The 13,727-nt window shown below is 41.0% G+C and carries 15 protein-coding genes; 13 read left to right on the top strand and 2 right to left on the bottom strand.

Annotation, left to right across the window (positions count from 1 at the left end; all coding sequences use genetic code 11):
• Positions 1-87: 87 nt before the first annotated feature.
• Positions 88-426: a PadR family transcriptional regulator gene (locus ACP14Y_RS05565; RefSeq protein ID WP_424961969.1), complete on the top strand. Its 339-nt coding sequence runs from the start codon at positions 88-90 to the stop codon at positions 424-426.
• Positions 423-3,023 (top strand): ABC transporter permease, encoded by a 2,601-nt coding sequence (locus tag ACP14Y_RS05560; RefSeq protein ID WP_424961968.1) that lies wholly within the window; start codon positions 423-425, stop codon positions 3,021-3,023. The genes ACP14Y_RS05565 and ACP14Y_RS05560 overlap by 4 nt, the downstream gene beginning before the upstream one ends.
• Before the next feature lie 53 nt (positions 3,024-3,076).
• On the opposite strand, the gene ACP14Y_RS05555 is transcribed toward ACP14Y_RS05560, so the two are convergent.
• A complete protein-coding gene (locus tag ACP14Y_RS05555; RefSeq protein ID WP_424961967.1) occupies positions 3,077-3,682 on the bottom strand; it encodes a 4'-phosphopantetheinyl transferase family protein in 606 nt (201 codons plus the stop codon).
• A gap of 28 nt (positions 3,683-3,710) precedes the next feature.
• On the opposite strand from ACP14Y_RS05555, the gene ACP14Y_RS05550 reads away from it, so the two are divergent.
• The 3 genes from ACP14Y_RS05550 to folB are packed head-to-tail and all read left to right on the top strand — an operon-like array spanning position 3,711 to position 5,915.
• The gene (locus ACP14Y_RS05550) at positions 3,711-4,616 is read left to right on the top strand and encodes a WD40 repeat domain-containing protein (RefSeq protein ID WP_424961966.1); all 906 of its coding nucleotides are present in this window, start codon (positions 3,711-3,713) and stop codon (positions 4,614-4,616) included.
• Entirely contained in the window at positions 4,613-5,563 is a 951-nt protein-coding gene (locus ACP14Y_RS05545; protein WP_424961965.1) for a DivIVA domain-containing protein, read from the top strand. The genes ACP14Y_RS05550 and ACP14Y_RS05545 overlap by 4 nt, the downstream gene beginning before the upstream one ends.
• A 1-nt stretch (position 5,564) precedes the next feature.
• On the top strand, positions 5,565-5,915 hold the full coding sequence (folB, locus tag ACP14Y_RS05540; RefSeq protein ID WP_424961964.1) for a dihydroneopterin aldolase: 351 nt from the start codon (positions 5,565-5,567) through the stop codon (positions 5,913-5,915).
• Here the strand turns inward: folB and ACP14Y_RS05535 are convergent.
• On the bottom strand, positions 5,912-6,193 hold the full coding sequence (locus tag ACP14Y_RS05535; protein ID WP_424961963.1) for a HesB/IscA family protein: 282 nt from the start codon (positions 6,191-6,193) through the stop codon (positions 5,912-5,914). The two genes, folB and ACP14Y_RS05535, sit on opposite strands and share 4 nt — an antisense overlap.
• Positions 6,194-6,367: 174 nt before the next feature.
• On the opposite strand from ACP14Y_RS05535, the gene ACP14Y_RS05530 reads away from it, so the two are divergent.
• The 8 genes from ACP14Y_RS05530 (at position 6,368) to ACP14Y_RS05495 (ending at position 13,727) form a co-directional block, all read left to right on the top strand.
• Positions 6,368-6,883 carry a hypothetical protein gene (locus tag ACP14Y_RS05530; protein ID WP_424961962.1) on the top strand — a complete coding sequence of 172 codons (516 nt, stop codon included), beginning with the start codon at positions 6,368-6,370 and terminating at the stop codon, positions 6,881-6,883.
• Positions 6,884-6,886: 3 nt separating this feature from the next.
• The gene (locus ACP14Y_RS05525; RefSeq protein WP_424961961.1) at positions 6,887-7,282 is read left to right on the top strand and encodes a YkvA family protein; all 396 of its coding nucleotides are present in this window, start codon (positions 6,887-6,889) and stop codon (positions 7,280-7,282) included.
• A 33-nt stretch (positions 7,283-7,315) separates the two neighbouring features.
• On the top strand, positions 7,316-7,987 hold the full coding sequence (locus ACP14Y_RS05520; RefSeq protein WP_424961960.1) for an NAD-dependent epimerase/dehydratase family protein: 672 nt from the start codon (positions 7,316-7,318) through the stop codon (positions 7,985-7,987).
• Positions 7,984-8,436, top strand: a complete 453-nt coding sequence (dtd, locus tag ACP14Y_RS05515) for a D-aminoacyl-tRNA deacylase (RefSeq protein ID WP_424961959.1) — start codon at positions 7,984-7,986, stop codon at positions 8,434-8,436. The genes ACP14Y_RS05520 and dtd overlap by 4 nt, the downstream gene beginning before the upstream one ends.
• Before the next feature lie 118 nt (positions 8,437-8,554).
• Complete coding sequence (lepA, locus tag ACP14Y_RS05510) at positions 8,555-10,342, top strand: translation elongation factor 4 (RefSeq protein WP_424961958.1); 1,788 nt, start codon at positions 8,555-8,557, stop codon at positions 10,340-10,342.
• 4 nt (positions 10,343-10,346) lie between these two features.
• A complete protein-coding gene (locus ACP14Y_RS05505) occupies positions 10,347-11,222 on the top strand; it encodes a bifunctional 5,10-methylenetetrahydrofolate dehydrogenase/5,10-methenyltetrahydrofolate cyclohydrolase (protein WP_424961957.1) in 876 nt (291 codons plus the stop codon).
• Positions 11,206-11,823 (top strand): 7-carboxy-7-deazaguanine synthase QueE, encoded by a 618-nt coding sequence (locus ACP14Y_RS05500; RefSeq protein ID WP_424961956.1) that lies wholly within the window; start codon positions 11,206-11,208, stop codon positions 11,821-11,823. The genes ACP14Y_RS05505 and ACP14Y_RS05500 overlap by 17 nt, the downstream gene beginning before the upstream one ends.
• Positions 11,778-13,727, top strand: coding sequence for an OmpA family protein (locus tag ACP14Y_RS05495; protein WP_424961955.1), 1,950 nt, complete (start codon positions 11,778-11,780; stop codon positions 13,725-13,727). Before ACP14Y_RS05500 ends, ACP14Y_RS05495 begins: the two co-directional genes overlap by 46 nt.

Here is a 13,727-nt window from a genome sequence, read left to right as displayed (position 1 = left end):
ATGTAACCTTTACATATTACTTCAGTATTAAGATTACATTTAAGACTTAAATATTTTGACTACATTTAGGATTTAAAATAGAATTCTATGGGAAAATATTCAATTGGTGAATTTGAAGAGGTGGTCATGCTGACAGTAGCAATTCTTTACAATGATGCTTACGGTATTTCCATCAAAGAAGAAATCGAAAATCGACTGAAGAGAAAAGTAAGTGTAGGGGCTATGCGAACGGCGCTTAATCGATTGGAGAAAAAGGGCTTCCTTGATTCAGAGTTTGGTGAAGCTACAGCAGTGAGAGGCGGCAAACGTAAACGCTATTTCAAAGTGACACCTTTAGGCAAGAAGGTACTGGAAGAGGTAATGGAAACCAGAAAGCAATTGTGGGATTCTATCCCCTCAGTAGCCTTCGATTTCAAATTTGCATGAACGAAAAACACACCATATCGCCTCCCAAACTACCAGTCAGATTTCTTAGATGGTTCTGCAATGCTGATTTACTGGAGGATGTGGAAGGGGACCTTTCGGAACTCTATTCAGAAAGATTGGAGGAAGATAAGAGGATCGCCAAACTCAAATACCTCAGAGATGTAATACTCCTTTTTCGTCCTGGAATTATTAAAAATATCGAACTCAAAAACGGACTAATAAATACTGCTATGATCAAAAATTATTTAAAAATCGCATTTAGAAACGCGAAGCGATACAGGGGGTTTACTGCGTTGAACCTTTTAGGGCTAGTCGTCGGATTGGTTTCGGCCATGCTCATTCTTTTATGGGTGAATGATGAAATCCAAGTCGACAAGTTTCATGAGAACGGAGATAAAATCTACCAGGTATTCAGAAATATGAAACAGTCGGGAGGTGACGTGAGCACTACTTATTCCATTCCAAAACCAATGGCTGACTTGATGAAATCCTCCTATTCAGAGGTGGATGAAGTTGCTCAGATTAGTTGGGATATTCTAATGGACTTTGAAAAAGGAGAAGATCACTCACGAGAGGAGGGTCTTTTTGCCACTCCTAATTTTTTAACGTTATTCTCCTTCGAACTACTAGAAGGCGATAAGCACACAGCACTAGATGAATTAAATTCTATACTCATTTCAAGAGCTATCGCTGAAAAATATTTTGGTTCCAGGTGGAAAGAAGAAGCTCTGGGGAAAACATTGAAGGTTGATGGTGAAAGAGAAGCGATCGTTTCTGGTGTATTTGAAAATACAGGTTCTAACTCAAGTCTGCAGTTCGATTGGCTATTACCTGCTGAATACTTTTTTGGCCAAAATGATTGGGTAGATGACTGGGGAAACGGAAGCTTCAGGATTTACTTCACAACGCATTCAGCAGAAGGCCTGGAAGCCGTTAAAGAGCGAATCTATGATGAGATCATCACAAATGCTGCCGGTCAGGATAATGCGGGTGAAGAGTACTTAGTGGTTCATAAATTTCAGGATTATTATCTCTATTCTAATTTCAATAATGGAGTAATTGATGGCGGTAGAATTGAGTACGTCAGGATAATGACTGTGGTAGCCATATTCGTTCTGCTCATTGCATCAATCAATTTTATGAATCTGGCTACTGCCCGTTCGGGAAGAAGGTCAAAAGAAATCGGACTTAGAAAGGTTATGGGTGCTCACAAATCCGCCATAAGCTTTCAGTTTTTGATCGAATCTATCCTTCTTTGTCTCCTTGCAATGTTGATTTCATTGCTTATTGTGGCGCTACTAATTCCATCTTTCAATCAGCTGGTAGATAAGCAATTGTTTATTGATTTTTCTCTCCCTGTTACCTGGGTTTTTCTGATTGGAATACCAGTTGTAGTAGGCTTTTTCTCTGGTATATACCCGGCTTTGCTACTGCCAACTTTCGGTATTGTCAACTCACTGAAAGGCAGTGTTAAGCAATCAAATGGTGCTGCTTACTTTAGGAAAGGGTTGGTTGTTTTCCAATTTGCTATCTCCACTCTTTTAATTATTGGGACAGGAGTCATCTACATGCAGCTGGATTATGTGTTGAATAAAGACTTGGGTATTGAGAAGGAAAATCTTGTAGCATTGAATATCGGGGAAAGATTTGGAGATAGACTAGAGACCTATCAAACTGAATTTAAGAATATTCCAGAGGTAGTAGGAGTGACAGCAGCCTCCGGAAATCCCATCTCTTATGGGAGATCTACCAGCTCGGCTCGGTGGGAAGGCATGAGCGAGGAGGGGTATGAAATCAATGTTTTACTCACCGATGAAAGCTTTATTGAAACCATGGGAATGGAAATGAAAGCAGGGAGAGCTTTTGACGATCAGTTATCAGACTCTACTAATTTTATAATAAACGAAGTGATGGCTGAACTGATGGGCTTTGAGGATCCGAATAAAAGGTTGACATTCTGGGGAATTGAGGGGCGCGTGGTTGGAGTCGTGAAAAACTTTCACATGCGTAACTTGCATCAGGCTATTGCTCCGCTTATTATCAGTTGCATAAATCCATCAGGAACAAGCCTTGCATTGGTAAGAATACAAGGTGATCCAAACAGTGCTTTAGAATCTATGGAGAAAGTTGTTACCACTTTAAACCCGGTGAGTGAGTTTGACTATGAATTCGTAGATGAGGCTTATGCGGAAAGCTATCAAGCGGAAATGACAGTTGGTACACTTGCTCGCATTTTTGCGGTTATTTCCATTTTTATTTCATGCCTTGGATTGTTTGGCCTATCAGCTTTTACTGCAGAGCAGCGCTCAAAAGAAATAGGTGTTCGAAAGGTCCATGGAGCCAGTATCAAACAATTGATCTTATTGCTTTCTAAAGATTACACGCTTCTAATGGTATTTGCTTTTATTCTTTCGATACCATTTGCCTACTATTATTCGCAGCAGTGGCTGGAGGGATTTGAATACCGAACCAACTTGAAGCCTATATTATTCATTGTCGCAGGTGTCTTGACTTTCGTTATTGGTGCAATCACAGTGAGCTTCAAATCCTATCAAGCAGCTAAGTCAAATCCAGTTAGCACTTTAAGAGATGAATAATCAATCAGATTATTGATGATGTATTTTGCAAGCTACTCGCTCATAAAATACCATCAAGTCCCGAATGCGAGTAAATATTCCTTCACCCATTCATAGTGGATGTAATGAATTTCCTCATGGCCGGGTTTTAGGATATCTCCCTTGATCAGGCTGTCAGACTCAAATGACAGCTTGATCTCATCTTTTAAACTGAGAAATTTCCTTCCGAATATTTTATAGATCACCTCTTTGGCACACCAGATCGTACAGAGCTTTTGCAGGTCATCCTGGAATTGCATTTCAGATTCATGAAGATATTTGAGTTTAACATACTCGTGTTTATCACGTGGACGCTCCATGTCTATTCCACATGGTTTCTCCAGGTGGATCATTGCTGCAGCGATAGGGAACGAATGTGAGATAGAAATGTTAGCATCACTACCATTTAGGTAAGGTTTGCCTTTGTCTTGCTTGCTTATACCCTGATACTCAATATTGAATTTTTCGCAGAGGGTTTTCACCAGTATTCTTCCGATGATCCATTCTGCTTGCCTTACCGGATGAAGTTCAGCCGGGTAGGGTTCGGGTGAGAGGTAAGGAAGTTCTAGAAACGTTTCCTGGATGTTCCAAACAGCATAGGCAGAATGTTCATCAATCTGCTTGTTTAATAACAATGGCATGAGCAATTGTAATAATTTTGTATCCCAAATGAGCAAAATCGAAGTAAAAAAACTCCATACTTTTCTGGGTCACAACGATAGTATCTATACACTTCATGCCGTGGATGATCATCGATTCATTTCTGCCGGAGGTGACGGTATGTTGGTAATGTGGGACTTACGATCACCAGATGAGGGAGAAGTTATTGTGAAAATTCCAAGTTCTGTATATGCGCTTACTTATGATCCTCAGGAGGGATTTCTCTATGCTGGACAAAACAACCAGGGAATTCATAAAATTGATCTTCAGGCAAAAAAGGAAGTGAAGTCAATCCAACTTGGTGAATATCAGATTTTTGATATTCAAATTATTGGAGACAAGCTTTGGGTAGGAATGTCCAATGGTGAGATACTTATTCTTGCAAAAGACCTTACTATTCTGAAACGGGTGAAATATGCCAATGATCGAATCAGGAGCATCGATCAGATAAATGGTGAAATCGTGATAGGTTGTAGCGACAATGTGGCTAGAGTGGTGGATCCTGATACAATGGATGTAAAGCAAGTGCTGAAAGGGCACAAAAATTCAGTTTTCACTACGAAATATCACCCATCAGGAAAGTATCTAATCACCGCAGGTAGAGATGCTCATTTAAAAGTCTGGGATACACAGGCAGATTACATTTTACGTGAATCAATAGCGGGCCATTTATACACCATCAATGACATCATCTTTCGTGCGGATGGCCGATATTTTATTACCGGGAGCATGGACAAATCCGTTAAGCTGTGGGATGCGCATAATTTCAGATTACTAAAAGTACTGGATAAACACAGGCACGCTGGACACGGAAATAGCGTTAATAAGCTGCTATGGATGAATTATCGTGACTTGTTAGTAACTTGTAGCGATGATCGCTCAATCTCCGTTTGGGAAATTAAATTTGCAGAATGAAGATAACACCGCTGGAAATTCGTCAGAAAGACTTTGAGAAAAAGCTAAGAGGGTACGATAAGGATGAAGTCAATGCTTTTCTCCAGTCATTATCCAATGAATGGGAGCGAATGCTGGAGGAGAATAAAGAACTATCCCTTAAGCTGAAGCAGGCAGAAAAAGAGGTTGAAAAACTTCGTGAGGTAGAAAGCTCCCTTTATAAAACACTGAAGACCGCTGAAGATACCGGGGCGAATGTGATAGAGCAGGCCAACAAAGCTGCTGAGCTTCACATGAAGGAGACGAAGATGAATGCTGAGGCACTCCTAAGTGAATCTAAGAATAAAGCCCGAGCGATGATCGAGCAGGCAGAAATGGAAGCAAGGCAGATCATTGAGGAATTGCAGGATGCAGTGAAAAGCATTGAGCAGAATCACAGAGATATCGAGAATCATCGTCAAAATGCACTTCAAGAGCTAAAGAATCTTTCTGTCACGCTGATTGAGAAGGTTGAGAAAAATACCAGTGCTAATAAGGAATTTAAGTTTGACGATTATGTCAAGCGAGTAAAGCAACTTGCAAGAGAGAGTGAAGAAAGAATTAAATCTGAGAAGACCGAAGTACAGGCCGAGAGTAAAAAGCTGGAGTCACCCCCTATAGATATCGAGGCTCCTAAGGCAGAGGTTCCAAAAGCTACAGAACCTGAAAAGAAATCTGAACCTTCATCCGAGCCCCCTAAAACAGAGGAACTCCGAGAGCGAATTGCGCAAAGGAAACAGGAGGATGAGAAGGAAGAAGAAAAGCCAAAAGCTGAGAAGACTCAGGAGGTAAAAGAAGAACCTCCAGTTCAGAGAATGGAGACAAAAAAGGAAGAACCAAAGGGTGATAAAGAGGAAGCTGAAGAGAAGAAAGGTCCACGGGTTTCTAAAACCGTTTCATTCTTTGATGAACTAGATACTGACAGCTAAGATGGGAAAGGTGTCATTAGAGGGCATGGAATTCTACGCCCGTCACGGCTACTATGAAGAGGAACGTGTCATCGGAAACAAATACAGTGTGGATGTAACACTGGATGTGGACTTTTCAGAAGCAGCATCGGATGACAAACTAGAAGGCACGGTCAACTACGAAAAAGTCTATGAAATCGTACAAAATGTGATGAGTATAGATGCCAATCTCCTTGAGCATTTAGCTGGTAAGATGATCAAAGCTTTAAAAGAAAACTTCTCCCAAGTCAATCATGTGCAGGTTCGAATCAGTAAATACAATCCACCAATCAAAGGGTTGTGTCATAAAGCGACGGTGGAGCTGGAGGGTTAGGTAAACACAAAGCCTCGTCCATCAGACTCATCATAAAATTCGATTTTTTTTCCAACCAAGAACATCATTTCACTTTTTCGAATGAGCACCTGAATTCCATCAACATTATACTCATCGTCGGTTTCTTTTTTCTTATCAAAACCCAGTTTAAACCCAACCCCACAGCCCATCCCCTTCGTGGTAATTCGTAACCCATATCCTTCAGGTATTCCTTTGGTTTTTAAGATATTCTTAACCTCTTCCAGCGCTTGATCCGTTATTTCCACAGGTGGTTTCATCACTTTACGATTTACTTATTGCCTCCGTGTAAAAGTATTATTTTTGACGTTTATCATTATCATCAAGCTAAGCAACAAAATCTCCCTCTCTGGAGAGGGGAGGGAGAGGACAAAGTAAAAAACGCTTAGCTTGATGAAGCTAATTTTAAACAACTAACAATCCAATCAATGGAAATGGTTTACGACCTTCTAAAAATTACGATTCCAGCGGCTCTTGTACTTTATCTCGCTTACTTGCTGGTTCGATCTTTCTTGCAAAAACAGCTCGATGAGATTGCATTCGGTGTTCGACAGAAAAACCAGGAAATCGTTGTGCCCATCCGACTTCAGGCGTACGAGCGGATTGTTCTGCTGCTTGAAAGAATCACCCCGACAAATCTTATATCTAGATTGAGCAGTTCGGACTATTCAGCAGAGGAGTTTCAGCAAATATTAATTCATGAGATTAGAAATGAATTCAACCACAACCTATCCCAGCAAGTGTACATGTCTGATAGTGCCTGGACGTATGTTACAACAGCGGTTGAGCAGACAATATCCGTTATTAATTCATCCGCCAACTCATTAGAGAAAAAAGCCAAAGGATTTGATCTTGCAAGGGCTATTCTTGAAAATAGTGCTGGAGAGGAAATGGATACTCCTAAGCAAGCCATCAGATATATCAAAGAAGAAATTCAGGACGTTTTTTAAACTATGGAAAAGACGGAGAAAATCTGGGAAAAAGCAAAAAAGACTGCCACAGATAAAGAGGCGATGAAGTCCACATTGTCAAAAGCTGGGAACAAGTTGAAAAGTCTTGCTGAAAATTCAAATGAGCTAAAGGAACTAAAGTCTAAGCTGGAAATACTGCTCCGAATGTTTCAATCGCACTTATCTGGAGAATACAGGGCCTTTCCAGTATCAACTATCGTGCTTATAGTATTTGCTTTAGTTTACTTCATCACTCCCACAGATCTCATTCCTGATTTCATTCCAGCGATAGGCTTTACCGACGATGCTTCGGTTGTTCTACTCATCGTAAAGAAGCTTAATCGAGATATTAAGAAGTTTCATCAATGGGAAGATGGACAGTGGGAACAAGCAGACTGATTTCTTTGTACTACTTGCTCATATTTATTCAAAATGAAGAAAAAAGCTGTAGTAATAGGAGCCTCAGGGCTAGTGGGTAAACAGCTTGTGAAGCTAATGTTGAAAGATGATCGTTATGAGTCAATCTTGGTTGTAGCCAGACGATCGTATGATATAAAAGATCCGAGAGTGGTCGAACTGCAGATTGAAGATTTTGACGACCTTTCAAAGCATGCTGCTAAAATGAATGGTCATGATTTCTACTGTGCACTGGGTACTACCCGGAAAAAAGCAGGGTCGAAAGAGGCTTTTCTGAAAGTAGATGTGGAGTACCCGCTGACATTTGCACAAATAGTAAGAAAACAAAAGGATTTTCAACAATTATTAGTTGTTTCGGCGGTGAGTGCTAATAGTTCCTCACCATTATTCTACAACAAGGCAAAAGGAGAGTTGGAGGATCAGCTTCAGGATTTGAATTTGAAATCGTTGAAAATTTTCCAACCTTCATTACTACTAGGAGATCGTAAAGAGTTTCGATTTTTTGAGGAAGTGGCCAAACTGATTAGCAAGATTGCCTCCTTCTTTGTGATTGGATCAAAGAAAGCAGTTGGAGCAATCCGAGATGTGGAAGTAGCCAAATCAATGATTGAGCTTGCACATCAAAATGAAGAAGGGTTCAGAAGAATCAAGCCAGGAGAAATGGTAGATATTGCATATTCATCATGAAAGCGGTTATTCAAAGAGTATCACAAGCGTCTGTCACCATTGACAATCAAATCAAATCTGAAATAGGAACGGGATTAATGATCCTTTTAGGTATTGAAGATGCAGACACAAAAGAAGATATTGAATGGCTGAGTCGGAAGATCAGCAACATGCGAATTTTTCCAGATGAAGAGGGTGTGATGAACAAGAGTCTTCTGGATGTTTGTGGGGAGGCTTTGGTTGTGAGCCAGTTTACACTTCATGCCAGCACCAAAAAAGGGAATCGCCCTAGTTATATTCAGGCTGCCAAGCCGGATGTCGCAATCCCAATGTATGAGACATTTGTAAAGGAGTTAGAAAGCCAATTGTCTTCTAAAGTGAAGACTGGGGAGTTCGGTGCAGATATGAAGGTATCCCTGATTAATGATGGTCCGGTCACCATCATGATAGACACTAAAAACAAGCAGTAATTTATTTTTAATCAAATACTTACACGCACTTTGAAGGAGGGTGACGGCATGTTACCTTTGCGGCTTATTTTCAAAGGATTGAGGAGAAAGAAAGTCACAATCCGCTGGCTTATAGTATATGAAGAACATTCGAAATTTCTGCATTATAGCTCATATCGACCATGGGAAAAGCACCTTGGCCGATCGGCTTTTAGAGTTCACCCAAACGGTGACAGCACGTGACATGCAGGCGCAGCTATTGGATAACATGGACCTGGAGCGTGAACGAGGTATTACTATTAAAAGTCACGCCATTCAGATGGATTATGAGCTGAATAGTGAGAAGTATACACTTAACCTTATTGACACTCCAGGACACGTAGATTTTTCTTATGAAGTGTCCCGATCTATTGCGGCATGTGAAGGAGCTCTACTAGTTGTGGATGCAGCACAGGGAATTGAGGCACAAACCATTTCAAATTTGTATCTGGCACTTGAGCATGATTTAGAGATAATTCCTGTTCTAAATAAAATTGACCTGCCTGGTGCAATGCCTGAAGAAGTGTCTGATCAAATCATCGATTTGATTGGGTGCGATAAAGAAGACATTATTCATGCCAGCGCAAAAGAAGGCATAGGGATCACAGAAATTTTAGAAGCAATTGTGAGCCGGGTGCCTGCTCCACAAGGAGATGCCGATGAACCACTGCAGGCCATGATTTTTGATTCAGTCTTCAATCCTTACCGAGGGATTGAGGTGTTCTTCAGGGTGTTCAACGGGACATTGAATAAAGGGGATAAAGTGAAATTCGTTAATACAGGAAAGACTTACGAGGCGGACGAGATTGGTGTCTTAAGATTAGAGCACCAGCCTAAAGATTCGATATCTGCTGGAAATGTAGGGTACCTGATTTCTGGCATTAAAGTAGCTAAAGAAGTAAAGGTTGGTGATACGATCACCCATGTAAATCGCCCTACACAAAGACAGGTAAAAGGGTTTGAGGATGTGAAACCAATGGTTTTCGCAGGAATCTACCCGGTAGACACCAGTGAATTTGAAGAGCTACGGGCCTCCATGGAAAAACTTCAGCTTAATGATGCATCGCTTATATGGGAGCCGGAAACATCTGCAGCCCTTGGGTTTGGATTTAGATGCGGGTTCCTGGGCATGCTTCACATGGAGATTGTTCAGGAGCGATTGGAGCGTGAATTTGACATGACCGTGATCACTACCGTACCATCCGTGCAATTTCACGCCATTGAAAGTGATGGAGAAATACTGAAAGTTAGTGCACCATCAGAGCTTCCTGAAGCTAATATGATTGATCATATTGAGGAGCCTTTTATTCGAGCGCAAATCATAACCAAGTCTGAATTCATTGGCCCAATCATCGCTCTTTGCATGGATAAGAGAGGAGAGATCAAGAATCAGGTGTATTTGACATCAAATAGAGTAGAACTAACGTTCGAGATTCCGCTGGCAGAGATTGTATTTGACTTTTTTGATAAACTCAAGACCCTCTCTCGCGGATATGCCTCTCTGGACTATGAATTGATAGGGTACCGAAGATCCAATATGGTGAAGCTGGATATCATGCTCAACGGAGACACGGTAGATGCGCTTTCGGCTATCGTTCACCGTGACAAGGCTTACGAATGGGGTAAGAGATTATGTGAAAAACTGAAGGAGTTGATTCCACGTCAGATGTTTGAGATCGCTGTTCAGGCAGCTATTGGAACAAAAATCATAGCAAGAGAGACGGTAAAGGCCATGCGTAAAAATGTATTGGCAAAATGCTACGGAGGAGACATTTCCAGGAAACGTAAACTCCTGGAAAAGCAGAAAAAAGGTAAAAAACGGATGCGTCAAGTTGGTAACGTAGAAATCCCACAAGAAGCATTCATGGCTGTATTAAAAATTGATTAAAAAAATGTCATCACCAACAATCATTGATGGAAAAAAGGTCTCCAAAGACATTAAAAATGAGATCGCTGAAAAAGTTGAGAAGCTAAAAGCCGAAGGTAAGCGACCGCCTCATTTAGCGATCATTATTGTGGGTGATGATGGCGCAAGCCATACCTACGTCAGTGGAAAAATTAATGCATGCAAAGCAGTAGGATTTGATTTCACCCTCATGCATTTTGCAAGTACCATTTCTGAAGAAAAATTGATCAAGCACATTGAGCAATTGAATGAGGATGAAGACATTGACGGGTTCATTGTTCAAATTCCACTCCCTGAGCACATTTCTGTAGAGCATATTACAGAACGTATCGCCCCTCTGAAAGACGTAGATGGCTTTACTAACCAAAATTTTGGTAGTATTATGTCCAGCCACCAGCTGCTTTTGCCCGCAACTCCTTTTGGAGTAATGGAATTGATCAGAAGGTATGAAATTTCAACGGAGGGCAAGCATTGTGTTATAGTAGGAGCCTCCAGAATTGCCGGAGCACCACTAAGCTTAATGATGTTACAGGATGGTCGCGCTACCGTTACCGTTTGTCATAAGCTTACAAAGGACTTAAAAAGCCATACCAAAGAGGCAGATATTTTGGTGATAGCAGTTGGGAAACCAGGATTAATTACAAAAGATATGGTGAAAGAGGGTGCTGTTGTTATAGATGTCGGGACGACTCGCGTTGAGGATGCATCCAGAAAATCTGGCTTCCGATTAGCAGGGGATGTTGTGTACGATGAGGTTGCTCCTATTGCCAGCTATATCACCCCAGTCCCTGGTGGAGTTGGTCCTATGACCATTGCTTCATTGCTACTGAATACTTTCAAAGCCTATGAGCGAAATCACTGATCCGGAGTTCCTTCCGGTGATGGAGTCTTTTTATACCATTCAGGGTGAGGGCTTCTACTCCGGAACCCCTGCCTACTTTGTCAGGCTAGGGGGTTGCGATGTGGGTTGTGTTTGGTGCGATGTGAAAGAATCCTGGGATGCTTCGCAATTTGAGTGGTTTTCTGTCAAACAAATAGTGAGTGAAGCGAAAGAGTCAGGAGCAAAGGTAGTAGTCGTCACCGGTGGTGAACCTTTAATGTATGATCTCTCTAAGCTTACAGAGGAATTTAGCAGATCAAATCTTCAGGTTAATATCGAAACCTCTGGAGCATATCCACTCACAGGGCGATGGGATTGGATATGTTTCTCTCCGAAGAAATTCAAAGAGCCACTGGGTGAATTTTATGCTCATTCACATGAGCTAAAAGTGATAGCTTATAACAAGTCTGATTTCAAGTGGGCTGCTTTGCATGGAGATAAAATGAATCCAAACGCTGAACTATTCTTGCAGCCAGAGTGGTCAAAAGAAAAAGAAATGACACCTTTGATCGTTGATTTTGTGAAGCGAAATCCCAAATGGAAAATATCACTTCAAACACACAAGTACATGGATATACCCTGAAAGGGGTGTTATTTCTTATTGGTATCATTGCCATATTGGGGTCTACAAACGCTCAGGTTTTATCATCAGAAAGTAAAAAGGCAAAAAAACTTTACGAAAAAGCTGATAAGAAATACAGAGATCGGGATTTCTATTCTGCTCTGGACCTTCTGGAGGAGTCTGTAAAAGAAGACCCGACATTCTTCGAAGCGTATATAAGGATGGGAAGCCTTTATAAAGCGATAGGAAAAGAAGACTCTGTTTATTCAAAATTCCAATCCTACATAGAAACATCTCCGGATCCAATAGCCTCTGTATTAGAAAAGCAGGCTTTTATGGCTTTTGATAGGGGAGAATATTTTAAGGCTAAGAAATACCTGAATCAATTTTTAGATAAGGTTCCAGAGAGAAGTGAGAATTTTGATATCGACTTGCTTTCCAGAAGCCTTGAATTCGCCACAGACCAGTTGGAAAGCTCAGCCGATAGTATCACAGTCAGCTTACTACCTAAAGAGATCAATCGCTTTCGTCTGCAATACCTACCATCTGTTACCATAGATGACGCTTCAATCTTCTTTACGAAAAGAGACGATGTGAGAGGGGATGAGGACATTGTGGTGAGTTATAAAAAAGAAGGAAAGTGGCTTCCTGCTAAATCTGTTTCTGCACGTATCAATACTCCATTAAACGAAGGAGCTTGCACGGTTTCCGCCGATGGTCGAACGATGATTTTTACCTCGTGCGATGGTCGGAATTCATTAGGGAGCTGTGATTTATATATAACTAATAGAGTAGGCGACATCTGGACACAGCCCAAAAACCTGGGTAAGCCAGTCAATTCATTGTATTGGGAATCTCAGCCATCACTATCAGCAGATGGAAAAACCCTGTATTTCGCTTCGAATAGAAGAGGTGGATTTGGTGGTAGAGATATTTGGGTCACTAAATATGAAAAAGATCAGTGGTCTGTTCCGGAGAATCTTGGCAAAACAATCAATACTCGAAAAGATGAAACCACACCGTTCATTCATCCCAATGGGGTCTCCCTCTATTTTTCAGGCAATGGATACCCGGGGATGGGAGGATACGATCTTTATCAAGCTCAGAAAAAAGATTCTACCTGGACCGAGCCAAAAAATCTTGGGTATCCTATCAATACGTATCGTGATGAAGTTTCTATTGTCATTATAGGCGAAGGATCTAAAGCGTATTATGCAAAAGAAGAGCAGAAAAACTTTGAGATTATGGACAGCAAGCTGGTTGCCATCCAGTTACCAGAAGAATTAAGGTCTAAAGGCGCATCTTATATAATAGGTGTGGTAAAGGATGCAAGAACTGGTGAGTGCCTTAGTGCGGACATCCAAGTTGTAGATCTTTCGAGCAATGCCTCAATTTATAAGAATACATCGGACTCAGTAAGTGGACAATACTATATGGTTTTACCTGTAGATTTGGATTTGGCAGGCTATGTAAAAAAGAAAGGGTATCTCTATTCAGATTTTCATTTCAAGACTGATTCCAACACGGCATTAAAACCAGATACGATAAATATCGAGCTCATTCCGGTGGAGGAAGGTGAAACGTTGATTTTAAAAAACATCTATTTTGAAGTAGACTCCCATGAGATTAATAGACGCTCTCAATCGGAAATTGAAAATGCTTATGAGCTGTTAAGGGAGAATCTAGGTATCACAGTAGAGATAGCCGGTCATACAGACGATACCGGAACAAAATCATATAATCAATCGCTCTCGGATAAGAGAGCTAAAGCAGTGTTTGATGCTCTTGTTGCTAAGGGCATAGATAAGGATCGGTTGGTTTTTAAAGGCTATGCAGATAGCCAGCCTCTCCAACCAAATACCTCTAAAAACAACCGTCAGTCCAACCGCAGGATAGAATTTCGTGTCATACGGATGAAACAATGA

The organism is Ekhidna sp. (genome assembly GCF_965247405.1).
Classification (GTDB): domain Bacteria; phylum Bacteroidota; class Bacteroidia; order Cytophagales; family Cyclobacteriaceae; genus Ekhidna.
The sequence above is the reverse complement of the archived record's forward strand: the minus strand, read 5'-3'. Positions and strand labels throughout refer to the sequence as shown.